Annotated in this window: 29 protein-coding genes and 1 riboswitch; of the genes, 21 read left to right on the forward strand and 8 right to left on the reverse strand. The window is 47.7% G+C overall.

Annotation, left to right across the window (positions count from 1 at the left end; all coding sequences use genetic code 11):
* Window positions 1-5 precede the first annotated feature (5 nt).
* The 5 genes from HP398_RS12290 to HP398_RS12310 all read left to right on the forward strand — a co-directional run bounded on the left by HP398_RS12290 (window position 6) and on the right by HP398_RS12310 (window position 4,378).
* Window positions 6-902, forward strand: coding sequence for a LysR family transcriptional regulator (locus tag HP398_RS12290; protein ID WP_017249976.1), 897 nt, complete (start codon window positions 6-8; stop codon window positions 900-902).
* 114 nt (window positions 903-1,016) lie between these two features.
* Complete coding sequence (locus HP398_RS12295; RefSeq protein ID WP_173622714.1) at window positions 1,017-1,406, forward strand: CidA/LrgA family protein; 390 nt, start codon at window positions 1,017-1,019, stop codon at window positions 1,404-1,406.
* Window positions 1,384-2,082 carry an LrgB family protein gene (locus tag HP398_RS12300; RefSeq protein ID WP_017249978.1) on the forward strand — a complete coding sequence of 233 codons (699 nt, stop codon included), beginning with the start codon at window positions 1,384-1,386 and terminating at the stop codon, window positions 2,080-2,082. Before HP398_RS12295 ends, HP398_RS12300 begins: the two co-directional genes overlap by 23 nt.
* Before the next feature lie 163 nt (window positions 2,083-2,245).
* Window positions 2,246-3,157 (forward strand): DMT family transporter, encoded by a 912-nt coding sequence (locus tag HP398_RS12305; protein ID WP_026043204.1) that lies wholly within the window; start codon window positions 2,246-2,248, stop codon window positions 3,155-3,157.
* Between the two features lie 390 nt (window positions 3,158-3,547).
* Complete coding sequence (locus tag HP398_RS12310) at window positions 3,548-4,378, forward strand: protein-glutamine gamma-glutamyltransferase (RefSeq protein WP_173622715.1); 831 nt, start codon at window positions 3,548-3,550, stop codon at window positions 4,376-4,378.
* A gap of 63 nt (window positions 4,379-4,441) precedes the next feature.
* Here HP398_RS12310 and solA read toward each other — a convergent pair whose 3' ends face one another.
* Complete coding sequence (solA, locus tag HP398_RS12315) at window positions 4,442-5,575, reverse strand: N-methyl-L-tryptophan oxidase (RefSeq protein ID WP_173622716.1); 1,134 nt, start codon at window positions 5,573-5,575, stop codon at window positions 4,442-4,444.
* A 177-nt stretch (window positions 5,576-5,752) separates the two neighbouring features.
* Here solA and HP398_RS12320 point away from each other — a divergent pair, with 177 nt between their 5' ends.
* The 10 genes from HP398_RS12320 (at window position 5,753) to motB (ending at window position 14,727) form a co-directional block, all read left to right on the forward strand.
* Window positions 5,753-7,480: a methyl-accepting chemotaxis protein gene (locus tag HP398_RS12320; protein WP_017249983.1), complete on the forward strand. Its 1,728-nt coding sequence runs from the start codon at window positions 5,753-5,755 to the stop codon at window positions 7,478-7,480.
* A gap of 197 nt (window positions 7,481-7,677) precedes the next feature.
* Window positions 7,678-8,709, forward strand: a complete 1,032-nt coding sequence (locus HP398_RS30930) for a hypothetical protein (protein ID WP_254476055.1) — start codon at window positions 7,678-7,680, stop codon at window positions 8,707-8,709.
* Window positions 8,658-9,695, forward strand: a complete 1,038-nt coding sequence (locus tag HP398_RS30935; RefSeq protein WP_254476056.1) for a hypothetical protein — start codon at window positions 8,658-8,660, stop codon at window positions 9,693-9,695. The genes HP398_RS30930 and HP398_RS30935 overlap by 52 nt, the downstream gene beginning before the upstream one ends.
* A 93-nt stretch (window positions 9,696-9,788) precedes the next feature.
* Entirely contained in the window at window positions 9,789-10,580 is a 792-nt protein-coding gene (locus HP398_RS12330; protein ID WP_173622717.1) for an ankyrin repeat domain-containing protein, read from the forward strand.
* Window positions 10,581-10,683: 103 nt separating this feature from the next.
* Window positions 10,684-11,286 (forward strand): flavin reductase family protein, encoded by a 603-nt coding sequence (locus HP398_RS12335; protein ID WP_017249986.1) that lies wholly within the window; start codon window positions 10,684-10,686, stop codon window positions 11,284-11,286.
* Between the two features lie 112 nt (window positions 11,287-11,398).
* Window positions 11,399-11,641 (forward strand): helix-turn-helix domain-containing protein, encoded by a 243-nt coding sequence (locus tag HP398_RS12340; RefSeq protein WP_007722000.1) that lies wholly within the window; start codon window positions 11,399-11,401, stop codon window positions 11,639-11,641.
* 4 nt (window positions 11,642-11,645) lie between these two features.
* Window positions 11,646-12,161, forward strand: coding sequence for a peptide deformylase (gene def, locus HP398_RS12345; RefSeq protein ID WP_017249987.1), 516 nt, complete (start codon window positions 11,646-11,648; stop codon window positions 12,159-12,161).
* Window positions 12,162-12,286: 125 nt separating this feature from the next.
* On the forward strand, window positions 12,287-13,018 hold the full coding sequence (locus HP398_RS12350; RefSeq protein ID WP_017249988.1) for a ZIP family metal transporter: 732 nt from the start codon (window positions 12,287-12,289) through the stop codon (window positions 13,016-13,018).
* A gap of 91 nt (window positions 13,019-13,109) precedes the next feature.
* Window positions 13,110-13,925: a flagellar motor stator protein MotA gene (gene motA / locus HP398_RS12355; protein ID WP_017249989.1), complete on the forward strand. Its 816-nt coding sequence runs from the start codon at window positions 13,110-13,112 to the stop codon at window positions 13,923-13,925.
* Complete coding sequence (gene motB / locus HP398_RS12360; RefSeq protein WP_017249990.1) at window positions 13,918-14,727, forward strand: flagellar motor protein MotB; 810 nt, start codon at window positions 13,918-13,920, stop codon at window positions 14,725-14,727. The genes motA and motB overlap by 8 nt, the downstream gene beginning before the upstream one ends.
* A 572-nt stretch (window positions 14,728-15,299) precedes the next feature.
* Here motB and HP398_RS12365 read toward each other — a convergent pair.
* On the reverse strand, window positions 15,300-15,683 hold the full coding sequence (locus HP398_RS12365) for a winged helix-turn-helix transcriptional regulator (protein WP_017249992.1): 384 nt from the start codon (window positions 15,681-15,683) through the stop codon (window positions 15,300-15,302).
* Window positions 15,684-15,972: 289 nt separating this feature from the next.
* On the opposite strand from HP398_RS12365, the gene HP398_RS12370 reads away from it, so the two are divergent.
* The 3 genes from HP398_RS12370 (at window position 15,973) to HP398_RS12380 (ending at window position 19,548) form a co-directional block, all read left to right on the forward strand.
* Window positions 15,973-18,306: a hypothetical protein gene (locus HP398_RS12370; RefSeq protein ID WP_173622718.1), complete on the forward strand. Its 2,334-nt coding sequence runs from the start codon at window positions 15,973-15,975 to the stop codon at window positions 18,304-18,306.
* A gap of 15 nt (window positions 18,307-18,321) precedes the next feature.
* A complete protein-coding gene (locus tag HP398_RS12375; RefSeq protein WP_173622719.1) occupies window positions 18,322-18,633 on the forward strand; it encodes a hypothetical protein in 312 nt (103 codons plus the stop codon).
* Window positions 18,634-18,825: 192 nt separating this feature from the next.
* On the forward strand, window positions 18,826-19,548 hold the full coding sequence (locus HP398_RS12380; protein WP_371736737.1) for an alpha/beta hydrolase family protein: 723 nt from the start codon (window positions 18,826-18,828) through the stop codon (window positions 19,546-19,548).
* Between the two features lie 26 nt (window positions 19,549-19,574).
* Here HP398_RS12380 and HP398_RS12385 read toward each other — a convergent pair whose 3' ends face one another.
* Window positions 19,575-20,045 (reverse strand): low molecular weight protein-tyrosine-phosphatase, encoded by a 471-nt coding sequence (locus tag HP398_RS12385; protein WP_173622720.1) that lies wholly within the window; start codon window positions 20,043-20,045, stop codon window positions 19,575-19,577.
* 147 nt (window positions 20,046-20,192) lie between these two features.
* Window positions 20,193-20,296, forward strand: a riboswitch (guanidine-I (ykkC/yxkD leader).
* A 143-nt stretch (window positions 20,297-20,439) separates the two neighbouring features.
* Here HP398_RS12385 and HP398_RS12390 point away from each other — a divergent pair.
* The 3 genes from HP398_RS12390 to HP398_RS12400 all read left to right on the forward strand — a co-directional run bounded on the left by HP398_RS12390 (window position 20,440) and on the right by HP398_RS12400 (window position 22,228).
* Window positions 20,440-20,793 (forward strand): DMT family transporter, encoded by a 354-nt coding sequence (locus HP398_RS12390; RefSeq protein WP_017249995.1) that lies wholly within the window; start codon window positions 20,440-20,442, stop codon window positions 20,791-20,793.
* Window positions 20,790-21,104: a DMT family transporter gene (locus HP398_RS12395; protein ID WP_017249996.1), complete on the forward strand. Its 315-nt coding sequence runs from the start codon at window positions 20,790-20,792 to the stop codon at window positions 21,102-21,104. The genes HP398_RS12390 and HP398_RS12395 overlap by 4 nt, the downstream gene beginning before the upstream one ends.
* A gap of 146 nt (window positions 21,105-21,250) precedes the next feature.
* Window positions 21,251-22,228 carry a cation diffusion facilitator family transporter gene (locus tag HP398_RS12400; RefSeq protein ID WP_017249997.1) on the forward strand — a complete coding sequence of 326 codons (978 nt, stop codon included), beginning with the start codon at window positions 21,251-21,253 and terminating at the stop codon, window positions 22,226-22,228.
* A 97-nt stretch (window positions 22,229-22,325) separates the two neighbouring features.
* Here the strand turns inward: HP398_RS12400 and HP398_RS12405 are convergent, their stop codons facing one another.
* The 5 genes from HP398_RS12405 to HP398_RS12425 all read right to left on the reverse strand — a co-directional run bounded on the left by HP398_RS12405 (window position 22,326) and on the right by HP398_RS12425 (window position 26,259).
* Window positions 22,326-23,663, reverse strand: coding sequence for a hemolysin family protein (locus HP398_RS12405; RefSeq protein WP_017249998.1), 1,338 nt, complete (start codon window positions 23,661-23,663; stop codon window positions 22,326-22,328).
* A gap of 217 nt (window positions 23,664-23,880) precedes the next feature.
* Window positions 23,881-24,993: a site-2 protease family protein gene (locus HP398_RS12410; RefSeq protein WP_017249999.1), complete on the reverse strand. Its 1,113-nt coding sequence runs from the start codon at window positions 24,991-24,993 to the stop codon at window positions 23,881-23,883.
* A gap of 73 nt (window positions 24,994-25,066) precedes the next feature.
* Window positions 25,067-25,363: an iron-sulfur cluster assembly accessory protein gene (locus tag HP398_RS12415; RefSeq protein ID WP_017250000.1), complete on the reverse strand. Its 297-nt coding sequence runs from the start codon at window positions 25,361-25,363 to the stop codon at window positions 25,067-25,069.
* A 141-nt stretch (window positions 25,364-25,504) separates the two neighbouring features.
* Window positions 25,505-25,861: a DUF3905 domain-containing protein gene (locus tag HP398_RS12420; protein ID WP_069847490.1), complete on the reverse strand. Its 357-nt coding sequence runs from the start codon at window positions 25,859-25,861 to the stop codon at window positions 25,505-25,507.
* Between the two features lie 209 nt (window positions 25,862-26,070).
* Window positions 26,071-26,259 carry a hypothetical protein gene (locus HP398_RS12425; RefSeq protein ID WP_173622721.1) on the reverse strand — a complete coding sequence of 63 codons (189 nt, stop codon included), beginning with the start codon at window positions 26,257-26,259 and terminating at the stop codon, window positions 26,071-26,073.
* Between the last annotated feature and the right edge of the window lie 81 nt (window positions 26,260-26,340).

Below are 26,340 nucleotides of genomic sequence, written 5' to 3' on the forward strand. Positions count from 1 at the left end.
GCACCATGGATATTCGACAGCTGCATTACTTTGTGGAAGTAGTCAAACATAAAAACTTTACGAAGGCCGCGCAATCCCTCCACGTCTCCCAGCCTTCTATCAGCAAAATGATCAAGGCATTGGAAGAAGAGCTAGAGGTAGTTCTGCTGGATCGGACGGAGCGGAAAATGGATCTGACAGACGCAGGGGAAATGGTCTACAGCTATGCGACCAAAGTGTTGCAGCTGATGGAAGGTATGTCGTCATCGATTGCAGAATTGCGAAATGTCGAGCGTGGTCGGGTCAAACTGGGTATGATGCCGACCGTGGGTTCTTTTCTCTTGCCGAATGTGATTGCCTTGTTTAAAAAGCAGTATCCAGGCATCGATATCGAGATGAAGGAATACAGCGCCAAGCTGCTTGAAATCCAAATGGAGCAAGGAAGCATTGAGGTGGCATTAACCGTTCTTCCAACGGATCAGGAGAAATTTGTGGCGGTTCCCTTGCTCGCAGAGGACCTCGTCGCGATCGTTCATCGGGATCATTGGCTGGCGGGAGCCGATGAGGTGAGCTTGGAACAGCTTAAGGACGAGGCTTTCATTTTGTTTACCGAAGAATACGCGATGCACGATGTAGTGCGCCAAGCGTGCAAGCTGTCCGGCTTTGAACCGAAAGTCGCTTACATGAGCTCTTTATGGGATTTTGTCGGAGAGATGGTGGCTACTCAACTAGGGATATCACTCATTCCACGCTCCATCGTGAGACGCTTGAATAACGGGAATTTGCACACCGTCAACATTTCCTACCCAGTGATTGACTGGCAGTATGCTTTGATTTATCGAAAAGAAGGGTATTTATCGCATGCGACAAAGGCTTTCATATCGTTTGTAGAGAAAATGTACAGCCATAACCAAATGGAATAGAAATGATGATTTTTATGTATTGTACGAATGGAATCGAGACGGCTTAGAATGAAGGTAACTCGTTCAAAAGGTGACTTTTTGAACAACCTTTGTAGAGCAACTGGGGTGGTCTCGATGAAAAGATGGTTCTCCATCATTGCACAAGTTTTGCTATTGTTCGGTTTCACCTGGCTCGGGAAATGGGTGAGCTCGTTTTTTCACCTTCCTGTTCCCGGCAGTCTGATCGGACTCGCGCTTTTGTTCATTTGTCTATATACCGACTTGATTCGTCTACAGTGGGTGGAAGCAGGGGCGACTCTGTTATTCTCGCAGATGATCCTGTTTTTCGTACCATCGCTGGTCGGGATGATGCAATATCCATGGTTATTAGGAATAAAAGGATTACTGGTCCTTGTGGTAGTCGTAAGCGGTTGTGCGCTTGTGATGATTTCGACAGGTGTTATTGCTGAGCGTATGTTCAATCGTGGAGAGGTGAAACAGCATGATCCTGTGGAAAACGTCTAGCGTGCTCCTGACACTCGTTTTCTTCTATGCAGCAAAAAGGTTCAACAAGAAAAGACCGTCTCTGCTGTTTTCTCCGGCCATATTGGCGCCGATCGGTTTGATTCTGTTTTTGCTTTTCGCAGGCATTCCTTATCAGGTGTACAGTGAAGCGACCTCGCTCATTAGTGAGATGATGAGCGTAGTCACAGTGGCGTTTGCGATTCCGCTGTACCGAAATTGGTCGGTGTTAATGGCGCATCGCCGGATGATTTTGACGAGTCTTGCTACGGGTTCCCTCATCGCTATCATTGCAGGTGTCTCCACGACGATGTTAGTCGGATTGGGAAAAGAAGCGGCGCTTAGCGTCATTCCTCGCTCGATTACCTTGCCAATTGCGGTGAGCGTAACGGAGGCGATTGGCGGAATGCCTACGATGACAGCCGTTTTCGGCATGCTGACCAGCTTTGCAGGCGTTTTTTTGGCTCCTAAAATCATCAAGAGAATGAGGCTCCGTCATCCTGTGTCCATCGGCTTGATGTACGGAATGGGCGCACATGCGTTGGGGATGGTCAAAGCTTTTGAGCGTGGGGAAACAGAAGGAAGCAGTGCGACTTTGGCTGTGATCGCCGGAGCGATGATTACGGTGGTGTGGGCGTTTACCTTGCTGCCGGTGATCATGTCGTGGCTGGCTGTGTGAAGGAAGGGGCTGTTAGATAGCCCTTTTTTTATTTCACTCATGGATTTGGATTTTAAAAGGATAAAAATGGAAAGTGCAACGTGACCGCCCAAATGCTGGCGAAAGGTGTATGATAGAGGACAAATAAAAGCTCCATAACTCTTTCATCTTGGCAGGAGGCAACATGAGACCGCTATATATCGTCCTATTACTCTGTACCAGCTTCCTTTGGGGAGGAAATTTTGTTGTTGGTAAATTCCTTGTCGGGCACGCGTCTTCCTTGACGCTGACCAATTTGCGCTGGCTCATTGCTGTTGTTTGCTTGTTGCCGGTTGTTTGGATACGCGAAAAACGGATTTTCCCAACGCGAGAGGCACTTCTTCCTTTGATCGTGATGGGAGTGACCGGCGTAGCACTTTTTAATTTATTCATGTTCTGGGCACTTGAGCGGACAGACGCGACCAATGTTGGTCTATTGTCCACGCTGAATCCGGTTTCGATCGCGATTTTCTCCTTTTTGCTGGTGGGTGAAAAGATTCGACCGTTGCAGATTGTCGCGATGCTTGTCTCGTTTGCAGGCGTCCTTGTGGTGATGACAAAAGGAGACTTCGCGCACTTGTCCCAATTGCACTTTAACACGGGTGATTTGTGGATGCTCGCCGCTGTCGCCATGTGGGGGATTTACTCCGTATGCGGGCGTTGGGCGATGAAGACGGTCTCGCCGATGATGTCCACACTGTACTCGGGGATTTTCGGTGTCGCGCTGATGCTGCCCTTTAATGTCACCACATTTACGATTAGCAACACAGACTGGACGTTCTGGCTGTCGTTGTTCTACGTTGGTGTAATGGCGACTGTCGTCAGCATGGTGTTGTGGAATATTGGTGTACAAAAGGTTGGCGCAACCTCAGCAGGTATGTTCCTCAATTTCAATCCTATTTTTACGGCCATTCTCGCATTTCTTTTACTCGGGGAGCGTATGACCATCATCCAATTGCTCGGCAGTATGATCGTCATTGTCGGCTGCTATATGTTCTCACGCTTAAAGCACGTCTCGACCCCGACACCACATACAGTCAAGCAAGCACAAGGCTAAAAAGGAAATCCCTCGTCTGGTCAAACAGGCGGGGGATTTTTATTAGAAGGTACCGATCAACGGACTAGGCTAGTGAGAAGAAAAAGCACAGGGCTCGTAGACCTTGACAACGCCTACCCAGTCGGAACTACAAAAAGGAGACCACGCTTGTCGAACACTTCTCCCCTGAGAATCTTCCGCCCGTAGGGTGGCTTTGGCTCGACGGTCCCCTTTTTGTAATGGAGACGTCCAGTGAATCCCCCCTGCTGGCGTGTCAGAGTCGAAGAGAACTGTGCTTTTTCTTCTCCTCACTGTGTTCCGTGCTTATCTGATGGTTTTTCTTAGTCGATCACTTGGACATGGGCATTCGCATACAAATAAGAAGGACAGTGTGTGAAGGGGAGGTTGTATATGATCGTCATAGCGGGGAGACCAGCTAATCCCGCCTCGTTGGCAGCGGAATGGGGATTAAATCCGGTACAGCGTGAAACGGTAGCGATTATGGCACGAAGTGATGAAGTATTTGAATATCCGACTCCTGAGCTCCTGCAATTTGAACTGAAAATGCGCGATCATCTGGTGAGGTCTGCCTTGGCACTGAACGAAAGCGGCCTGGCCTTTTCTACTTTTGAAGAATCTCGTGCCAATCCAGCTTACTGGATTCGAACAGACCAGGGCGGATTCCGCTTGCGACCGGGAGTGTCGCCATCCAGCGGGATTATCAATATTTTTCGTGAGGGCCAGAAATACGCTACAGAGTGCGCAACCGCGATGGTCGTTATTATTTATCATGCAGTCCTACAGTCCATTCGTTTACCCGATTTTGAGAGAATGTTTGCGGACATCTTACTATATGACTGGCGGTACGATCAGGATCTAGACTTGCAAACATTGCGGACAAATACCTTCTTGCCTGGTGATGTGATTTATTTTGCCAATCCTGATTACGATCGCGCGACACCTCAGTGGCAAGGAGAAAATGCAGTCGTGCTCGGCAATGGCTTGTATTACGGGCATGGTGCGGGGATCAAACGAGCGAGTGAGATGGTAGCATTTTTGAATGAACAACGAAGAGCGGGAGCAATGAGGTCTGCCTATCTGGTCAATCAGGCGACTCGGCCTGGTTTCGCCTACCTGTTTCCCTACGACAACGGTCGTTCCACCATGCGAGCTTCTGGACTTCCCATACAAGTGAGCAGTCGAATTTCAGCGCAGATCGGATCTTTGTCTTGGGAGTGGTAAAACGAACAAAAGCCTCCTGCCATAAAATGCGGCGAGAGGCTTTTTTCGCTCATTCGTGTGTGTTCAGGAGAATCGCTTCCAAGAAAACATAGACAAGTCGAGGGAAGATGCTCCCTCTACCAGCAGTTGGCTGGTCGCTTCCCCGATCGCACTGGCGAATTTAAAACCATGCCCGGAAAAGCCTGCTGCAAATACAAGCTGTGGGTGTTCAGGATGACGGTCAATGACGAAATGCTCATCAGGCGTCATGGTGTAGATGCATACCTTGCCTTGTCGCAATGGTCCGGCGGCCCCAGGCATATACGCTTCCAAAAAGGAACGAACATCCCCTTCGTCCGACAAATAGGTGCCAAAGGTACGTTCCAGTTTATCAGGATCGATGGCTAGTCCTCCGTCATGGCGTCCGATTTTTACACCAATGCCATCAAAGCTGGGAAATCCGTAGAACATAGAGTCATGAAGGCGAAAGATGAAAGCGGGAAATCCATCCGCACTGTACTGGCTCTCATCTGCACCAAACCAGGCAACCGTTTTGCGTGTAGGGGTGAGCGGGATGGACAAGCCCAACGAGTCAAGGAGAGAACCATTCCAAGCACCGGCGGATAGAAGGACTTTATCGCCGTGGTAGCTGGCAGATTCCGTATGCACGATGAACCCATTACCTGCTGGCTCCAACTGCATGACTGGCGTGTTCGTCAACAGCGTAGCTCCTGCGGCAAGGGCGAGCTCTCGATAGGCGCGGATGCCGTTTTCAGAATAAAGCACACCTGAAGTAGGCTCCAGGCAGCCGTAGTAATCAGCAGGCAGATTGATTCCTGGCCAGCGTTGCATGACCTCATTGGCACTAAGTACTTCCAAGGGAAGGGAGTACTGCTCAGCGCTCTCCCGAATTTCATTCAGGAAAGGACAATGCAAGGGTCCTGCGTTCAAAACACCTGTTTTGGCGAAGATCGGTATGCTGGATGCTTGTTCCAATTCTGACCACAACTGTTGCGCTCGCAACGCAAGCGGGACGTACTGTTTTCCTTCTCCATACGCATGGCGAATGATACGGGTATCCCCATGATGGCTGCCCATCGTGTGTGGGGGATCAAAGGCATCGATCATGAGTGTACGCACACCCTGTTTCGCCAGATAGTAGCCAGCTGCCATTCCCATCGATCCTGCTCCAACAATAATGACATCGTAGTTTTGCATCAACCGTCCTCCATTCCGCTTTATTTTCATCTATCTTACAGGAGTTTTCTGAATTGTGGATTTAAATTTTTGTGTAAAGATCAATTTTTTTGTGCGCATTAAGGTTTATTCCATCAGTTGGGCGGGAAAAGGAGATTACGCTATCATCATTACGTTAAGAAAAGTGGTGTTTACGAAATGAAATGGACGATCGGAAAAAAACTGGGCGGTGCATTCGCATTTGTCCTGGTCATCATTATTTTTACGGGAATAACAAGTATTGTAAAGATGCAGGAAATGAACCAGAAGATGGTGGAAATGAATACAAGCTGGCGCCCGGGATTAGAAGACATTCTGAAGATAAACATGACGCTGGAAACCATTTACGGAGTTACTCAAACCATGCTCACAACAGAGAACATGGATGACAAGAACAAGTATGCAAAAACAGTGGATGATCAATTTGCCTATATTGACGGGTTATTAGCCAGCTATGAAAAAACGATTGTCGGTGAAGAAGACCGCCAAAATTATGAGGGATTGAAGCAGGCTCTGAAAAAATACGAAGAATTCAACCCTCAGTTCGTCGAAATCGGCAAAAGAGTGGATATCAGAAAGGCTGCTAGCGATGCAGACATGGCTGAGCTGGAGCTCATCAAGAAAAAAAGCAGTGAACTGTTTCTTGAACGCAAAAAATACTTGGATGCACTGATTACGTATAACAGCGAAGGAGCCCAACGCGTTGGCACGGAAAGCGCAGAAATGTACGAATCCGTAAAACGCGATATGCTCATCGTCATGGTTGTCTCTGTGATAGCAGGTATATCATTGGCTATCTGGCTGACCGTAAATATCCGTCAACCGATCGTGCGTTTGATGGAAGAGATGAAGAAAGTCGCTGATGGAGATTTGAGAGCAGAGCCATTGGTTGTCAAAACTCGTGACGAGATTTTGGATCTGACGAATTCGTTTAATGAAATGGCGACCAGTCTAACTTCTGTCATTCGTCAGGTAGGTGGGACATCGGAGCAGGTAGCCGCATCGGCAGAGCAACTGACGGCAAGCGCAGATCAGACGAGCCGGGCAACCGAACAGATTGCTGTTACTGTTCAAGAAGTGGCAGCAGGAGTTGATCGTCAGGTAGCGAGTGTAGAGAATGGGGCGAAATCCATTGATGATATGTCACGAGGAATTCGTCAAATCGCAAGCAACGCACAGCAAACCTCCAATATGGTGAGCGAAGTCGCCAACATGGCGGGAGAAGGGAACCAGTCCATTCAGGATGCTGTTAAACAAATGAATGCGATCCACGACTCCATGCGTGAGCTCTCAGCCGTGGTAGATGGTCTGGGCAATCATTCTCAAGCAATCGGAGAAATCATCGAAGTCATTACAGGCATTGCGGATCAGACCAATCTGCTCGCCCTCAATGCAGCGATTGAAGCAGCACGCGCAGGAGAGCACGGCCGTGGATTCGCGGTGGTAGCAGATGAAGTGCGGAAGCTGGCAGAGCAATCGGCACAGTCCGCCCAAAAAATCGCGCAGTTGATCAGTACGATTCAGACAGATACAAAAGTCGCCGTCGAATCGATGGAAACAGGCACCCGGGAAGTACAAGAAGGAATTCGCGTCGTTCATCGTGCGGGCGAAACGTTCGGTCATATTCAGAACTCGATTGGCACAGTAGCCGATCAGATTCACGACGTGTCTGCATCTGCCCAGGAAGTGTCTGCCCATTCCGAACAGGTCGTACAGGCGATGGAGCTGGTCAGCGAAGTTTCTGACTTGACTGCGGATGGCACGCAGAACGTTTCCGCTGCTACACAGCAGCAGCTCGCTTCCATGGAGGAAATCGCTTCGTCAGCGACAGCTCTTTCCAATATGGCAGAAGAGCTACAACACATGATTCGCCGATTTAAGGTGTAGACATAATCGAATAAACGAACGCAAAAACGCCAAAGTGACTGGCGTTTTTGTTTTTTCTTCTTTCCTCTGCCATTTTTTTAGAAAAAGTTAATCTTTAGGAAATAGTTCATTAAGAACAGGTTTAGTAGGAGTTTATTTCTTCCGACTACGATAGATTCAGAGGGTTGATCCCCCATCGTAGACAAGGAGATGATCGTATGAAGAAAACGAAAAAGCACCTCTCACTACTTTTACTCGCGTCGATGCTTGGAACAGGGGTAGCGGTTCCTTTCAACGTTCTGAACATGGATACAGTAGCGAGAGCAGCCTCTCATGATAAGCAGGATGACAGAGAAGCTGTCGAGGTGACGAGCATCAAGTCTCTGAACTCGATTACACTAGAAATCACCTTTGCAGAGCCACTTAGCTCAACAGAAGTCGAACTAAACAACGCGCTAAAAAACTTCGAATTCGATAACGACCTGACCATTCGAAATGTTCCACAACGAAAAACAGGATTCGAATCTACCTACATCGTACCTACTACTCCGCAAGAGGAAGGCACAACGTATACCTTCACTTACAAAGGCGAGGAAATGGGCACCTTTGAGGCAAGCGATGAAAAAATTAACATGCGAGAAGCGCGTCAAGTGTCCAATGATACGATTGAGCTCGAGTCTCGTCTAGGTGACCGCGTAACCGATTACGGAAATGTGATCGAAGCATATGCAGGCAAACGAGGCGGCCTTGATTTTGAATTGGATGAGGACAACCGTTACAGAGGGAGAGAATACCAAATCATCTCATCCTTGCGCGGTACACAAGTAACCTTGACACCACGAAACGGTGAGCCGATCGTTGCCACATACGTTCCGTTTACCCAAAATACAGATGGAGTTCAAGAACCGAAATTCCGCCTACCAGCGGGAGAAGAATTGGAGCCAGGTGTAACTTACACAGTCTCTTCGGATTGGGCTGATTTCCGTGACGCTACCTTCACAGCGAGAGATGTTGATCCACTTACCATCCAGTCTGTAAAAGCAAAGAATGAAACCACACTCGACGTAACACTGCGACGCGATCCGCGCGAAGAGATTTTTCCACTCCGCCGCATCACATTGACAGCTCCAGATGGAACAGAACTGGTTGCCCAATATAAATTTACGACGCGCAATGGGGCAACGGAACGTTTGAAATTATGGATGGAAAAGAGCTGGAGTCGAATGTCACCTATCAGGTGGAGCCAGTAGGAGAATGGGCTACAGCGCGAAACGTGTCTGTTACAACGGATGCCCAACCAGATGAAAACGCAGAAGTACAGAGCATCAAGTCGCTCAATCCGATCACATTGGAAGTCACCTTGTCCGCTCCACTCGTGGCGGAAGATTTGGTATTGGCAAAAGCTCAGGAAAATTTCCAATTCGATAACGGTTTGACGATTCGCAATATCCCGCAGTTAAAGACAGGCACAATAGCTACTTACTATGTTCCAACGACGCCTCAAACTTCTAACATGACGTACACGTTGACATATAAGGACGAAATGGCTGGTACTTTTGAAACGAACAGTGACTTGATTGATATGGTTGAAGCACGTCAGGTAGCGTACGATACGATTGAGATTGAATCAAGCCTGCGCGCTGGCGTAACAGACTATGAAAATGTGATTGCGTCTTATGTCGGCAAGCGCAATGGTCTAGACTTTGTGTTAGATCAAAACAATCAATATCGGGGAAAGAACTATGAAATCATTCCATCGCTGAGAACGGCACAAGTGTACATCACGCCAGAAGGTGGCGAGCCAATCGTTGCGACGTACGTTCCATTTACACAAGCGACAGATGGTCGTCAGGAACCAAAATTTCGTTTGCCAGCAGGTGAGACACTGATTCCAGGCGTAGAGTATACCGTTACAACGGATTGGGCTGATATCAAAGATTCCAAGTTTACAGCGAAAGCGATCAACCCACTGACGATTCGCTCCGTAAATGAAGTAAACCCAACTACGCTAGAAGTAAGATTGAGCAGTGATCCGCGTGATGAACTGTTTGCTTCCCGTCAAATCAAATTAACAGCACCGGATGGAACTGAGCTGGTTGCTCAATACAAAGTAACAACACGCAAAGGCTCTACCGGAATCTTCGAAATGATGAATGGCGGCAAGCTAGAACCAAATACCATGTATTCCGTTACGCCTGTAGGGCAATGGGCAGGTCTTACCTTCACGACAAAGTAACAACGAACAAAACCTCTAACAGGCAATCTAAGCTCGGTGTTTAACCGGGCTTAGACCTTTATCACAATGACGAACCGAGGAGGAATGTACCAGATGTATCGACTCATTCTCACTGCGATCCCATTCGGCATGCTGTTGACTGGCTGCATGGATGAACCGACAACAACAGCCCCGACAGTCACGACAGCACAGCAACAACAGCAGCAATCAACACAAACACCTACACCACCGCCGCCGCAACAGTCCCAAACAAGTAAAAAGCCGTCTCTGTCTAAAGAGGAAATAAAAGCATGGAACAATAAAATGCTTGCAGCCGCAGCTGAGGGCAAAACCGATGAAGTCAAGGCTAGCTTGGCAGCAGGGGCTGAGATAAACGCACAGGATGATCGTGGAAGAACAGCGGCGATGGCGGCTACACACGGCAACCATGTGGAAACCGTGAAGGTCCTCATTGAAGCAGGAGCTGACATCAACATTCAGGATGACCGGCAGGATAATCCGTTCTTGTATGCGGGAGCAGAAGGATACCTAGAAATCTTGAAGCTGGTTATCGATGCAGGTCCAGATACGAAGATTTACAACCGCTTTGGAGGTACTCCTTTGATTCCAGCGGCAGAACATGGGTATGTAGAAGTAGCAAAGGAACTTCTTACCCGGACGGATGTAGACGTCAACCATGTGAACAATCCAGGATGGACAGCATTGATGGAAGCAATCGTATTGAATGATGGTGGAGAAAAACAACAAGAGATGGTCCAACTGTTAATCGACCACGGTGCTGATGTGAACATCCCGGATAGCGAAGGAAAAACGCCACTGTATCGTGCAAAAGAACGTGGCTATGACGAGATTGTACAAATCCTGCAAAAAGCTGGAGCACGCTAATTTGCGGAAGTAAGCATACATTCATACTTCGAGCGTGATGGAAATAATCCTCGACTAGAATAAGTCGTAGCAAGAGTGATTCTAGTCAAAGGAGGCTATGTTCATGACTAGCCATACGACCATCCAACCGAAGATTTTGTATTACGGAACTCCCGTCGTCCTGTTGACGACTGAAAATGAAGATGGAACAACGAATATCAGCCCCATTTCATCGTCATGGGCGTTGGGGAATTATGTTATTCTGGGACTCGGGTTTGGTTCGCATGGATTGGAAAATTTGCGTCAGCGGCCCGAGTGTGTTATCAATTTGCCAGATGCCTCCATGTGGCAGCAAGTGGAAGCGCTGGCTCCGCTAACAGGCCGCAATCCCGTACCCGCTTATAAAAAAGAACTGGGCTTCCGCTATGAAGCAGATAAGTTTCAGGCAGCCAAGCTGACTCCTGTTGACTCTGATATCGTTCGTCCAAAGCGAGTGGGAGAATGCCCGCTTCAACTCGAAGCAATTGTCCGCACAATCCGTTTTCCGGAATATGCCGACATGTTTGCGATTGTGGAGACAGAAGTACGTCACGTCCATGCAGACAAACAGATTGTCCAAAGTGCTCATCACGTGAACCCTCAAGCATGGAATCCGCTGATCTACAACTTCCGCCATTATTTTGGTCTGAGTGATCAGTTGGGAAAAACATATCGTTCGGAAACGTAGAACGTCAAAAACGCCAAGCATTTGGCGTTTTTTTTATTTCTGTAGGAAAATATGGTATATTAGGTGTTGCCTAATAAAGTTAGCTAACACCTAAAAGTCGAGGGGTGAAAAGATGCTTGTCTGGATGTTGCGAAAAGTAATGGCAGAAAGAGGAGTTTGGACGGGAGCCGCTTTAGCGAGGTTGTTGAAAGAGAAAGCAAATTACAGTCTGTCTCCAGCCTCCATCAGTGCTTTACTAACCAGTCAACCCAAACAAATGAAAGCCGAGACACTTGATGCACTCTGTACAGCTCTGGAGTGTACACCAAATGACTTGTGGGCATATACACCGCCTAATAGAGTGAAGGGAGCATAAGAAGATGGCAGTGAAACAGATTTTGCCTTTTGGAGACCCGATCTTGCGCAAAGTAGCCAAGCCAGTGGATGACCTGAATGCAAGAACATTCAAGCTACTGGATGAGATGGCTGAAACCTTATATGCCACGGACGGCCGTGCTGGCCTTGCCGCACCTCAAGTAGGAATTCTTCGCAGAGTGATTGTCATGGATTGTGGAGATGGATTAATGGAGCTCATTAATCCGGAAATCATAGAAAAAAGTGGCGAACAAATCGGAATGGAAGCTTGCTTATCTTTTCCGGGTTACTATGGCAACGTAAAGAGAGCCGAGCATGTAAAGGTAAAGACGTTGAACAGACAAGGTGAGGAAATGATCCTTGCAGCAGATGGATTCCTTGCTGTTTGTATGCAGCATGAAATCGACCATTTAGACGGTATTTTATTTGTGGATCATGTTCAGGAAAAATGGCTGTATCATGAAAAAACAAGACAAAAAATCGATTTGCTGGATGTGATCCGCTTAACAAAAAAGGCCTAACAAAAAGGCGTACCGTCTCCATTCGGGAAATATGAATAGTAGAAGGCCGTTTGTTCCGGATATCTTTTTACGTGAACCTAAATGGTATCATCTGAAGAGCGGCATTATTACGTGGAGGAACACACATGGAACAACTACTGATAGGTAGCTTTCTTTCTGCCATGGCTACTGGAGTGGGCGCCTTGCCTATCCTTTTTTTCAAGTCGGTATCCCATCGATGGCGGGATATATTGCTGGCGTTTACGGCTGGAATTATGGTGGCTGCCTCGACATTCAGTCTGATCCCACAGGCACTTCATAGCGCGCCATTTATTATCGTTTGTTTGGGAGTACTTACCGGAACATTGCTGCTAACGGTGTTGGAAAGCATTGTCCCGCATATCGATCTGGAACATACGAGAATCAACATTTCGATGGATTCGCAATCGCTGCTGATTTTGTCCGCGATTACCTTGCACAATATTCCGGAGGGCTTGTCCGTTGGCGTGAGTTATTCGAGTGAACAGTCGGGCTTGGGTGGCCTGATTTCTTTTGCAATCGGTCTGCAAAATGCACCAGAAGGCTTCCTGGTCGCTCTCTTCCTGATCAATCAAAGGGTTAGTCGTCTCAAGGCGTTTATTTTGGCTACGATGACCGGAGCAGTCGAAATCGTCTCTGGGATCTGTGGCTATTACCTGACCTCTGTGGTACAAGGGCTGGTGCCATATGGGCTTTCCTTTGCCGCAGGCGCGATGTTATTTATCGTTTACAAGGAGCTCATCCCCGAAAGCCATGGAGATGGTCATGCTCGTTCCGCGACTTTTTCGTTCATTCTAGGACTTTTGGTCATGATTGGACTAGTTCAGTCGTTTGGATGAGCGGTTTTTTTCAAAAAGCCTCACAAGTGAGAGCAAAAATTCCGAAACCATATATAGATAGATTTCGATTATGGAAGTAGGGAGTGTCACGATGGAAAAGTCTACCTTGATAGGTATAGTTTTAGGTATTATCGCAGTAGTGGTCGGAATGATCTTGAAGCATGCGAGTCCGATGGCATTACTGAATCCAGCAGCGTTTATGATCATCATCGTAGGTACAGTTGCTGCTATCTGTAACGCATTTCCTATGTCGGAAATCAAACGTATTCCTGCTCTTTTCAAGATAATTTTTAAAGAAGAAAAGCTCCCTGAAAAAAAAGAATTGATCGGTCAGTTTATGAACTGGGCTTCCATCGCTCGTCGCGAAGGATTGCTTGCACTGGAAAACACTTCTGATGAGATTGAAGATCCATTTCTGCGTAACGGCATGAAGATGATCATTGATGGTGGGGAACCGGATTTTGTTCGCGATGTTCTGAATGAAGAAATTCACGCCATTGAAGAGCGCCATCAGGCAGGGGCACTCGTCTTTAGCCAAGCGGGAAGCTACGCTCCGACTCTCGGGGTATTGGGTGCCGTTGTCGGTCTGATTGCCGCCTTGGGTAACTTGAGTGACATCGATGCATTGGGTATATCGATTGCGGCGGCGTTCGTAGCTACCTTGCTCGGTATTTTCACGGGTTACGTATTATGGCACCCGTTCGCAACCAAGCTCAAACGGAAATCAAAGGCAGAAATCGAAATCAAAAAAATCATGGTCGAAGGATTGCTTTCCATTCAAGCGGGTGTATCTCCGACTGCGATTGAACAAAAGCTGCTGGTATACATCCCATACCAAGAGCGTGCAGAAATGAAAGAAGAAATGAAGGAAGAGAAGAGGGAGGAAGGAGCTGCGGTAAATGGCTAAGCGACCAAAGAGACATGCTCATCATGAAGAGCATATGGACGAGTCTTGGCTAATTCCATACGCGGACTTGCTCACCCTTCTGCTCGCTTTGTTTATCGTGTTGTTCGCCTCTAGCGAGATGGATGCGAAGAAGTTCGACCAAATGGTTCGGTCCTTCAACGTTGCAATCAACGGCGGTGTGGGTGTCATGAACTACCCGAGTCCGGTGCCGCTAGACCCGGAACTTCAGCAGCAGACCTTGCACAAAGGCGCACAGGAAGCAGAAAAACAGAAGACAGAAGAAGAGAAGCGTCTGGAAGAAGCGGTCCGCAAAGAAACAGAGGACTTGAAAAAGCTGCAGACAAAGCTGGACGGATACATTCAGCAAAACAAGCTGCAGGACAAGCTCCAGACCAAGCTGACCGAAGAAGGACTGCTGATCACCATTTTGGACAATGCGCTGTTTGACTCCGGTAAAGCTGATCTGAAACCGGAAGCGAGAAAGCTTGCCTCTGAAATGGCAGCGATGCTGGTGCCTCACCCGAAAAAAGTGACCGTAACTGGTCATACGGACAATGTGCCGATTCGCCGTGCAGAGTTCCCATCCAACTGGGATCTCAGTGCCAAACGTTCGGTGAACTTCTTGAAGGTGCTTCTGGAAAACAAGAACCTAGACCCGACGAAGTTCAGCGCAACTGGCTTGGGAGAATACCATCCGGTAGCGCCGAATACAACGGCAGAAGGCAGAGCGAAAAACAGACGGGTAGAGGTAGCGATCCTGCGTGATCTGGCTTCTCCTCCGAAAAATAGTGTGAATCCGTAACAAAGAAAAAGGATGGCGCCTTGGGTGCTATCCTTTGTTTTTGTTAATAGTAGCTGTAGTGGAGGGGAAGAAGCCCATTTCCAGTCTACGCTTCGGCCTACGCCCTACTGAGGGTAGGGACTGTCCGCTCCGAAATGAATGTCGGGAGCGCTTCAAAAGTAGAGTTTCGAGGATGTATTCGCAGAGGTTGAAGCTGAAAACCCCCGCCATTCATTTCTCCGCTTGGTCGGGCTCCAGAGGCGCTAGGACTGGAAATGTGCTTCTTCCCACGTGGCTATTGTCTTCATCTTGAAAGTAGCATTCATGTGGTCTTTTTCTTTTTTATAAAACGAAGGTGGAATCCCGAACAGCTCGCAGAGGAAACAGGAGAAAACAGCGAAGATCTTTGGACACACCTACCGAGGCGCAGTGAAAAAAAGAGAAACTGCCTTTAGCGTCCACCTCTGAGAAGCCTCCTGAACAGTCGACTTTGGACGCGGTTTCTCTTTTTTTCACGGAGCCGGGCCCCCAGCTTCCCCGCAGGTGTTCCAAGAATCTGAGCGTTTTCTCCTGTTTCCTCCCCACCACAGCAGCTAGTCAGAAGACGCCTCCCCTAACGCCAGCTTCAATTGCCCCATCCGCATTTCGCCCCACTCATACATCATTTCCACAATGGGCAACAAAGTCATCCCCAGCTCCGTCATAGAATACTCCACGCGCGGTGGAACCTCAGGGTATACTTCCCGGTGAACAATCCCGTCTTCGATTAACTCTTTTAACTGATTCGTCAGCATTTTATGTGTGATTTTTGGAAACAGCCGTTGCAGCTCGCTAAAGCGATGCGGGCCTTCTACCCCTAAATGCCACAGGATCACGACTTTCCATTTTCCGCTGAACATAGACAAGGTCAGCTCCTTGGAACAGGTGAAATCACCGTTTTTTATTTTTTCCAAGGTTTCTTTTCGCAAGTCGGACATAGTTTTCTCCTCACAATTCTATCTTCGGTGCACTGGCTTAAGCAAAAAAGTACATTTTTATGTTGCTCCACGATTGCATCCATAATAAGCCTTGTTGAAGCCATTCAATTATACCGCATTGCATTGAAATAGGAGTGTTTTCAAATGATTTATGGACATTTCAGGTTGCGAGTAGGTACAGGCAACCTGAAATGTCGTCCCTTCACATGGGCAAAAGAAAGCTATTTTTAAAACAAACGAATAAATTCCATTAACTGTAAGACATACTCTAAAAAAGGAGGAAGCAAGTATGGAAATTCGTACTGGATCTTTGAGTTTTCCTAGTATAAAAGGAATAGGGCCACGAAAAGCAGAGGTAGTTTTTAACTTTAACCAAACTGTAAGTCAGGCTGTTGCCGGATTAATAGGGACTAATTTTGGATTCTCACCTATTGAGATATGTACTGGTTTTACTTGTTTGCGTATAGGTGACCATCATCTAGGGAACGTAAATATTCGTCTGGATACACGGATAGATGATGACGTTGTTATCGTCGAAGGTACATTTGGTGTGCGCGATTGGAGCGATAATTGGGACGATCTATATGAGGGAAGCATACAATTTGTGTTACTGACGGAATTAGAAACGGGAGTTGTTCCTTCGAATCTTTCTATAACAGGAGTGGAACACAACCAAGCCATTCAATTTTTCCGCTCTCAGTTACATCTTGATCCTGCTACAGCACAACCCGACAACTCCATTGGCTTAGTTGCTGGGAAGAATACAGTTTTACGTGTTTATATAGATACACAGTCAGATCCAACACGTCCGGTGATTGGAAGGATTTCGGGTTTATTGGAAGTTCGTCTCCCAGGTAGTGGAAACTGGACTCCCATAAGTCCAATAAATGGACCTATTGTACCTAAAACAGACTCTTCCATCAACCGCCGAAATCCTGATGACACGTTGAATTTTTTGATTCCGGGTGCTCTCTGCGTAGGGAATGTTGATTATCGCATTCGGGTATTTGACGTGTTACAACCGAATCAACCGGGCTATTTTAGCGGGAGATTTCAAAACACACTAACGTTTACTGAGGTGTCGCCATTACGGGTAAGAGGGGTTGGTATTCGGTACACTGGTAAGCAACCTAACCTTGCTGCACCCAATGAAATTGCGTTAAGCAGTACGCTCAGTTATGTTCGGAAAGTATATCCATGCCGAGTCTTTATTACAGGCTTTGACATCATTGATTTCGATGGTGACCTAACAGAGAAATCTGGTGATGGGTGTGGTGACGGTTGGAATGACCTACTTGGGAAACTTAGTGAAATGAGGGGAGATACCGGGGATGTTTACTATGGGTTGTTACCTATAGGCGTTCCAACCACTCAATACATTGGGTGTGGGCGCAGTGGAGTAGGAGCTGGTTTTATTTACAATGGTGAAATTGCTGCTCACGAAATAGGCCACGCTTTTGGAAGAATGCACTCTCCCTGCGGCAAGCCCCTGAATATTGATCCAAATTATCCAGTATATGATGCACTTCCTTCAGGGAGCATCGGTGAAATTGGCATTGATGAACTGGGGAATGTACAAGATCCGGCATACACATTTGATTTCATGGGCTATTGCGACCCACGTTGGGTGTCACCCTATACGTATAAGGCATTGCAACAAAAGTTTCCGCCCATTTCTCATACCGAAAATAGACTGGATCTGCCAGAAAAAAAGGGTGCATCGAGTGAACATTTATTTTTAAAGTTTCATGTTTACCGCGGAGGAAAAGTAGAAGTTTTTCCGAGCTTCCACTATCTGTCCCAACCCGCGATTGAATCGGGAGAATGGACTCCATACGCAATTGAGCTACGCGACTGTCATAACAAAGTCTTGCATGCAAAAAGAATATATTTGACGGATCCACACAAGGATCTTGACAGTGCCCGATTGGATTTTTACGTGCCTGTCCCATTTCACCGACATACAGTGCAGATTGTATTTACATGTGGTGCAAGTGGAAGTTGTGAGCAGAAAGAATTGCTCGTAGTGAACGTTCCAAGTGATCCACCTAAAGTACATATTCTTTCGCCACAAGGGGGGAAACAACTTTCCGGAAAAGTACGTGTAGCTTGGAAAACGGAAGCCGGTAACAAAGCAGCTTCTTACCTGCTCCGTTACAGTAACGACGGGGGAAGGAGCTGGAGGGCTGTGGCACCTTCGATGGAAGTAACCGAATACGAAGTGGATCTTGATCGTTTACCTAGCGGAGGTTCTTGCCAGTTTCAGGTACTGGCTACTGAAGGCATTCGAACGGGTATGGCAGTAAGCGAACCATTTCAAGTACCTGAACGACCATGCAAGGTATATATTAACAATCCAGTTCCTGGAGCGATCGTTTGGCTTGGTCAAGTGATCCACTTCATGGGGGATGCGTTCTCACCTGATATTGGATCCGTACACCCCTCCAAACTTCATTGGTACTCCGATATTGGTGGACTGCTTGGAGTAGGACAAGAGATTTATGTTAGATCATTACAACCAGGATCACACACGATTTCTTTAAAGGTTCTAGATAGGGATAACCAAGAGTGTGCTGCTTCAATCCATATCGTAGTGAAAAATCCAATTATATATGAGCGGTAAGAGGTGTTTTATATTATGGAAATGAAAACAGATTTCATTAGCTTTGGTAGTTATTCTGGTGATGGTCCACGAACTGCTTCAAAACATATCGTATTTGGCAGTAACGTTTTGAAAGCAACTGCTATATTAACCGGTACTGATTTTGGATTTTCTCCAAAAAAAGATCGGCATCTGGGAATGGTTAACATCAAGGTTGATGCGACCACACCTGATAATTCTAATATAGTAACAGTGACGGCAACACTAGGAGTTCGCGACTGGTCTGACTCATGGGATGACAAGTACGAGGGCAATATCTATTTTGCAGTTATTGCAGAACTTGTTTAGCCTGGCCTAGTGACAATCAGGCATGACCTTCTTGACACAGTAAAATGAATCAGTGATAATAGGATTATATCTTAGTAAACAACTCGGAATACTAAAAATAAAAGAGGTGAGTTCTTTGGAACGGATTTTGCAAATACCTAGCGAAACGATTTCGTTGACGGCTACCCTACATGCACCACAGGCAAGACCAGAGTGAAATACCCGTTGGTTGTCATTTGCCATGGCTTTATCGGCAGTCGGATTGGAGTGAACCGCTTGTTTGTAAAAGCTGCCAGAGAACTGGCTTCACACGGTTTTGGCGTATTGCGTTTCGATTACGGAGGCTGCGGGGAAAGTGACGGCGTTTATGGTGCAGGTGGTTTGGATGTCCTGCTTGCGCAAACACGTGATGTCCTCGACCATGTTTTCACGCTGGAACAGGTAGATCAGGAGCGCGTGTGCCTGTTAGGGCATAGTTTGGGTGGTGCGGTCAGTGTACTGACAGCGAGCCAGGATAAACGCATACACTCGCTCATCCTATGGGCACCGGTAGCACGACCTTTCGATGATATCGTTCGGATCGTGGGGGAGAAGGAATACAAGGAAGCACTTTCGTATGGCAAAACGGATCATTTGGGCTACGGATTGGAGAAGCGTTTTTTCCAGTCGCTGGGCACGGCTCTTCCGCTGCGTCAAGCCAAGCAGTTTGAGGGAGATGTGTTAATCCTGCACGGTAATCGGGATGACGTCATTGCGGTGGATGCCATGTTCCACTATGAGCGAGAGCTACACCTGCGGAGACGGGGGAGCTGCGAAACAGAAGTAGTAGTCGGCGGAGACCATACCTTTTCCTCGACAGACAGCTACAAACGCTTGATTGCGAGTACGAAGGGCTGGCTGGTAAGATTGCAGGAGAAGGAGACGGTTGCCGTATAAGAAAAAGGGATGACCCAGATGACGGGCTATCCCTTTTTGGCGATATTGGCTTTGATTTCGTTCAGCAGCCCACGGCAACCCGCATTCACCAGGTCATATACATAGGTGAATCGTCCTGTATAATAAGGGTCCTCCACATTTTGTTCCTGGGCAGAATCGGCAAAGTCGAGCAGGCGGTACACCTTTTTCCCTGACGGCGCCATCTGCTTGAGTGCGGACAAATTTTCCTCATCCATGCAGACGATATAGTCGTACGCCGAGAAGTCCTGTGTGATAATTTGGCGAGCACGCAGTGTATCATGCGCAATCCCATTCTCGGTCAACACCTTTTGTGTACCTTTGTGTGGAGGTTCACCAGCGTGCCAACCACCGATCCCCGCTGAATCGATGGAGATTTCCCCTGCCAATCCCTCCGCCTCTACGAGATGTCGAAATACGGCTTCGGCCATGGGCGAGCGACAAATATTGCCCAGACAAACAAACAACACTTTCGTCATACGTACGTTCCTCTCTTCCCTTGTATCATGCTTCTCTTTGTAGAATACCATAAGGTGGTCCTTTGCCGAAGTGTCGCACATTCATTGCCAAACGCGGCGTTTTTTGATATGATAAGGACAGTTACCCCAAGAAAAGAACTGCATATGTACTGAGTTTTCTAGGGTTCCGCGGTCAGTCATCTGGCCGGTCAGGACCGAGAGAAAACCCACGACCACGGTCGTGTACACGGAGGGATAAAAGCCCGGGAGGAATATCTGTGATGGTATTCACCCGAGGCTTTTTTTGCATTCGGAAAAAGCCTGAGCCATCTTGGATGAGTATGTATTTTGGGGAACGATAAAAACGGATACGTCCGTTACCATGAGCGTAAAAGAAAGAGGAGGGAGCCAGAGCATGGGGAAATATTGGTTGATGGTTGTCGTCGCAGCAGTATTTGAAGTCATGTGGGTAGCGGGCTTGAAGCACGCTGATAGCTTTTGGTCGTGGGCATTGACCGTCTTAGCGATTATTATCAGCTTTGGTGTTTTGATCTATTCAGGGAAAAAGCTGCCAACGAGTACGGTTTATGCGATCTTCGTCGGTTTGGGTACGGCCGGTACGGTTATTAGCGAAATGGTCCTGTTTGGAGAACCGTTCAGCTGGACAAAAGTAGGCTTGATCGCGCTTCTTCTGGGGGGAATCCTTGGTTTGAAGCTGGTTACACCGGATCATGAAGAAAAGCCGCGAAAGGAAGGTGAAGTGGCATGACATGGGTAGCCTTAATTTTTGCAGGGTTGTTTGAGGTCGTAGGCGTGATGGGGATTACACAGGTCAACACGAAGCCTTCTTTCCGTTCTTTTACGGTACTAATCGGCGGTTTTTCGATTAGCTTTCTTCTTCTGTCTCTTGCGATGAGAGAAATTCCTATGGGAACGGCCTATGCGGTTTGGACAGGGATTGGTACGGTAGGTAGCGCTCTTGTCGGGATGATGTTTTATGGAGAAGCAAAAGACAAGCTGCGGATCTTGTGCATCGCCGTGGTGATTATAGCAGTAGCAGGATTGAAATTAGTAGCATAAGGTAGCGGTAACAAGGAAAGGCAGATACTCCACTTCGGATGTCTGTCTTTTCTTTGTGTATATGTTCCATTTCTCATAAGAAACACTCCTTACGAATAGGGAATAGTAAAGGAAATCGTCTCGTTCAAGGAGGGAATGGCAACACCATGGGCTCTTTTTGGGCAACGCTAAAAAAGGGAAATATGTCCTCGGCGACAGCGGCTTTGGGGAACACGGGGCTTGCTATCGCAAAAGGCTTTGCGGCTGTCTATAGTGGGAGTGGAGCCATGTTTGCGTCGGCGATGCATTCGGTAGCCGATGCGGTCAACCAGTTCTTCGTTTTCTTTGGCAGCGTACTCGCAGAGAAAAAACCGACACCGAGGTTCCCTACAGGCTTTGGTCGTGTCATTAACATTTTCTGTATGGTCGCGGTGATCGTCGTAACCATCATGGCCTACGAAACCATTATCAAAGGCTTCCATCTCATTTCCGAGCCAGCAGAATCCAGTCATTTTTGGTTGAATTTCATCATTTTGTCTCTGGCAGTCATCGTGGATGGATATGTGCTGGTAAAAGTGATGTTTGAAATCGTTCATGAAGCTAGGGTGGAAGCGAAAGGCTTTGCTGTCATCCCGGCAGCCTTTCGGAATGTAGGACGTGCGGCTCCACCGACACGACTTGTCTTTTACGAAGACATCGTGGCAACCCTCGGTGCGTTATTGGCGCTGATTGCCGTTATCGTCACTACATTTACTTCCTTTGCCTTGCTGGACGGGATTGCCACCATTCTGATTGGGATTCTCATGGTGGGTGTGGCATTCAAGGTAGGGTACGACAACATGGTCGGTTTGATTGGTATTGCAGCTCCCAAAGAAATCGAGGATCGGGTAGCCAAAGTCATTTTTGCTGACCCGGATGTGACGGACATCAACCGGATGCGGATTGTACAGGAAGGGCGTTTTTACCATGTGGAGTGCTATGTAGAGTTGCGGACAGGACTGAGTCTTGCTGTGGCAGACGATATTAAATACCGCATTCGTGACAGCTTGCTCACCGACCCGGATATTAGCGATGTGACGATGGGAATTTTGGAGGACAACGGCGTGGACGACTGGAAGCCACTCATGGGCCAGGAGACCACGTAGACGAACGAGAACGACGAAACTCACCTGCGAAATAAAAAAGCCCCGCACCAGCCATGTAAGCAGGTGTGGGGCTTTGGTTTGTACTGAGGTGTGATGATTAGGAGACGGTCAACAGTTCTTGTTGCTCCGATTCATCTTTTTCCAAACGCGTAATCAGGACGCGTGTGACACGGTGATGATCCATCTGCTTGACGGTGAACAGGTGGTTTTCCCATTCTACTATCGCGCCAACAGCGATGTCTTCTTCGAGCTGGCTGTACAACCAACCGCCGATTGTGTCTACATCTTCGGATTCGAGTTCGAACGGAAGATGGTCATTCAGGTCAGCCAACACGAGCATACCGGATACGGAGAGGCCATTGTCCAGCTTCTCAATCTCTGGTCTTTCCTCGTCAAACTCGTCTTGGATATCCCCAACGATTTCTTCCAGAATATCCTCCATCGTCACGAGACCGGCTGTTCCGCCGTATTCGTCGATGACAATCGCGAGCTGTGAACGGTTTTTCTGCATCAGGCGCAATACCGTGCTGATTTCCATGGTTTCCGGTACGGTCAGGACAGGGCGGAGCAACGAATCCAGCTCCACGCTTCCGTCTTGTAACGCAGAAAGGTAGAAGTCTGTCGCATGGACAAAACCGATGATGTTGTCCTTGTCTTCAGCTGCAACTGGAAAACGCGTGTGGCGTTGCGAGCGGATAATCTCCAGGTTTTCTTCAAAGGTATTCGTCGTATATAAGCAAACCATATCAATGCGCGGGATCATCGTTTCCCGAGCAACGGTTTCGGAGAAGTCAAAAACTTGTTCCACAAGAGCCAATTCGGTTTGGTCGATATGGCCACTTTGGTGACTTTGGTTGACCAACAGGCGAATTTCTTCTTCGGTATGTGCCGCTTCATGTTCCGAGATGGCTTCGAGTCCGAGTCGTCTCATGAGAGCGTTGGCTGTTCCGTTCAAGAACCAGATAGCCGGGTAAAGCAATTTATAGAAAAACATCAATGGCGCGGCAACCCACAACGAGGTCATTTCTGCTTTTTGAATGGCCAATGATTTCGGAGCCAACTCACCCAAGACAATGTGGAGGAACGTAATAATCGCAAAGGCTACACCAAAAGAAATCGCGGAGATTGCATATTCAGGCAATCCTGAAGATCCAAGCAAAGGCTCCACAATCATATGGGCAATGGCCGGTTCCCCGACCCAACCCAGTCCCAGCGAGGCGAGAGTAATCCCGACCTGGCAGGCAGATAGGTAGGCGTCTAGCTTATGCGTTACTTTTTGGGCATAGACTGCACGTCTGTTACCCTCATTCACCATCTGTGTCAGGCGCGTTTGCCGCACCTTCACGAGTGAGAACTCTGCGGCTACGAAAAAGCCGTTAAGAAAAACAAGAAATATAACAAGCAGTAGGTTGAGCACTATCGGGACGGTGTCCAAGTAAAAAGTCATCCTCTCTGGAATTTTATGAAAGTACTATTTTCTATTTTACTCTGATTGGGTGGAACGCACAAAAGCGATATACCACCGTAGGGGGCGTTTTACGCCCTTTGGGTCGGGAAGAGCGACCCTCAGATAACCGTAGCGCACGTTTTTGCGCTCGGAGAAGGCCGCAGATAGGCATCCATTTCTGTCAAGCAACGAAAAGTGCAAGCGGTTACCTGTGCAGAATTTGTTGGGCGTAGACGAAAAACGCTGACAGTACAGCAGCTAGGCCGAGATAGGCAACTAACACTTTCCACTTCGTAGAGGCAGGCGCATCGTAATACGTAGTGAGCTGGTGCATTTGCTCATCCAGTTCGGCTAATCTCTCTTGCGCCGCACGTTCCCCATCCCGAAGCGCATCCGATGGGATCGGTCGGTTCGGGTCCGAATCGTAAAACAAAACAGGCTCTCGTTCCCACAGTCTGAACAGTTCCCATTTTCTGTTCACATACACTTTATCGAGTCGCTTGAAGTCACGCTGAAGGCGTTGTTTGTCCTGCAAAAACGGAACATAAAATTTCTTCAAATCTTCCTGATTGATTGCATTTACCTCGGCATTCATTTGCGTGCGGATATCCCATGTCGATTCCAACGCGGGCCATTTGGCTATGTTTTGCTGGAAGTCTGCAATTCTTTCGCGCTCATATTGCAGGAGCTTTTGTTGATAGCCACCACGTAGGCGGTTGTACCACGTGATCAAGCCGATGATGAAAATAAACACGGTAATCGGTCCTGGGTTGGCGAACAGCATAACGCCCAGACCGACTAACCCGATAAACCAAATTTTCGTCGACAATACCGAAACGATGCGGCCCCCATCTAGCGGGGAGATGGGCAGTAGGTTAAATAAATTAAGCATGGCACCCAAGTAGATAACCAACCCCCAGAAAGGGTCCTGCGTATACCAATACAACGGAAGGGCAGGCAAGAAAGCAATCATTCCTGCCAAGGGTCCGCCGTAGGCTAAGTATGCCTCGGTTTTTGCATCACGCGGCATGTCTTTCATGGCGATGAAGGCTCCGGCAAAAGGAATAAAGACAGCGGGTGAGGTCGCGATTCCTTTTCGTTTGGCGGCAATCACATGCCCCATTTCGTGGACGAAGATCAGATAGACGAGAGCCACGGCGAATTTCCATCCGTAAAAAACGGCATACGCCCACAAAGTAATCCCCATGGATATAATGGTGGTCCCGAATTTTGAAAACTTCAGTATGCTAAGTATCCATTTTAAATTGGCAAGTAAGAAAGCACCGATCGCCAAAAGGACTGAACGGCTTTTTTTCATCGTTTTTCCTCCCAGAAGATATAGGCAGATATTCCTTCTTACGAATCAAGCCAAAAGAAGTTTCTGTCTAGTGCTAATCCAGACGAGTGTTGGTGAAGTGAAAGCCGTACTCGCCATAGAGCGGATTGTAGCTCAGATGTCCCCCGTCGAAATACCAGAAATCCGTTGGACGAATGACAAATCGCAACCCCTCTACTTCAAATACAGCATCATCGGTGAGGACCTCATCTTTTTCAATCGCATAAAACATACCACCGGTTCCGGGGCCGCTTGTTCGTACATACAATCGAAGTGTATCCCCCGGTACAAAGCCGGCATAACGTTGATAGGCAAGGGAAAACGCTGGCTCTATCGCAAGTGTGATACTCATGGACTAGCTCCTTTCTGCTACTTGTCTTCCATTGTAACACAAGTCAGAGTAGTGTCCCGAAGCTCCAGGTCAAGCGCAATCCAAAAACACCCGTCCGGTCAGAAGTGCTTCTGCCGAACGGGCTGCATGAAAAAGCTGGCATTAGTCCTTGCCTTTGCTCACATCAAAGGTCGGGTGCATAAAACGTGCTCCATCTTGTTCTTCTTGATCCTCAAGAAGCTCACGATTTTCTATCGAGTTCCAGCCAATGTCGTTGGTCGGATGTACCCACTGGTCCCCTGCCATGATGGAGGGATCGGTTTCCGTGCTCCAGTTGTGTAAGGGAGATTCCTGGGACTCGTACAAGCTGTCACCGATGACGACTCCGAACTCATTGACGAATGGCTTTTGAATCGTACGGGACGAGTTTTTGAAGTCAGGAGCACTGATTTGGTGCGGCAGCGTCCCATCGAGGGAAATATCCTTCGTCTTGTCGTTCTTTTGCTTATCGTTATCCATCATCTGGACCTCCTTTTTTCCCATAGCATGCATCAGTCACTAACCCCTTATTCGGTTTTGGAGGGGAGATCGCGCTCAGCTCAAATGAGACCCAGCCGCATATGCTAAAAAAGGGGGAAGATCTGATGGTAACGAGTGTGATCATTCCCGTGAGAGATGCAGCTCATCAGCTACTGTATACCTTGTTTAGCCTGAACTGATGGTCTGATTCATGGTCTGGGAATCTCTGAAGAGGAATATTGGGTTTCATCCGAGCGTACTTTTCCAGACATTACATCATCGTAAGGGGTATAGTTAGGCGGATTTGGAAGTCTTTTCTCCTTGATTGATCGGAAAACAATTCGGGCAATCAGGGCAACAAAAGTAAATATAATCAGAACTACAATCACTTGTGTCATGGTACAATCCACCACCTATGAGTTTTTAGTCTTCACGACACGCGCAGCAGCCGATTCTTTTTGCAATCGGCTTTTTGTATA

The sequence above is a fragment of the Brevibacillus sp. HB1.4B genome, assembly GCF_013284285.1.
GTDB classification, from domain to species: domain Bacteria; phylum Bacillota; class Bacilli; order Brevibacillales; family Brevibacillaceae; genus Brevibacillus; species Brevibacillus porteri.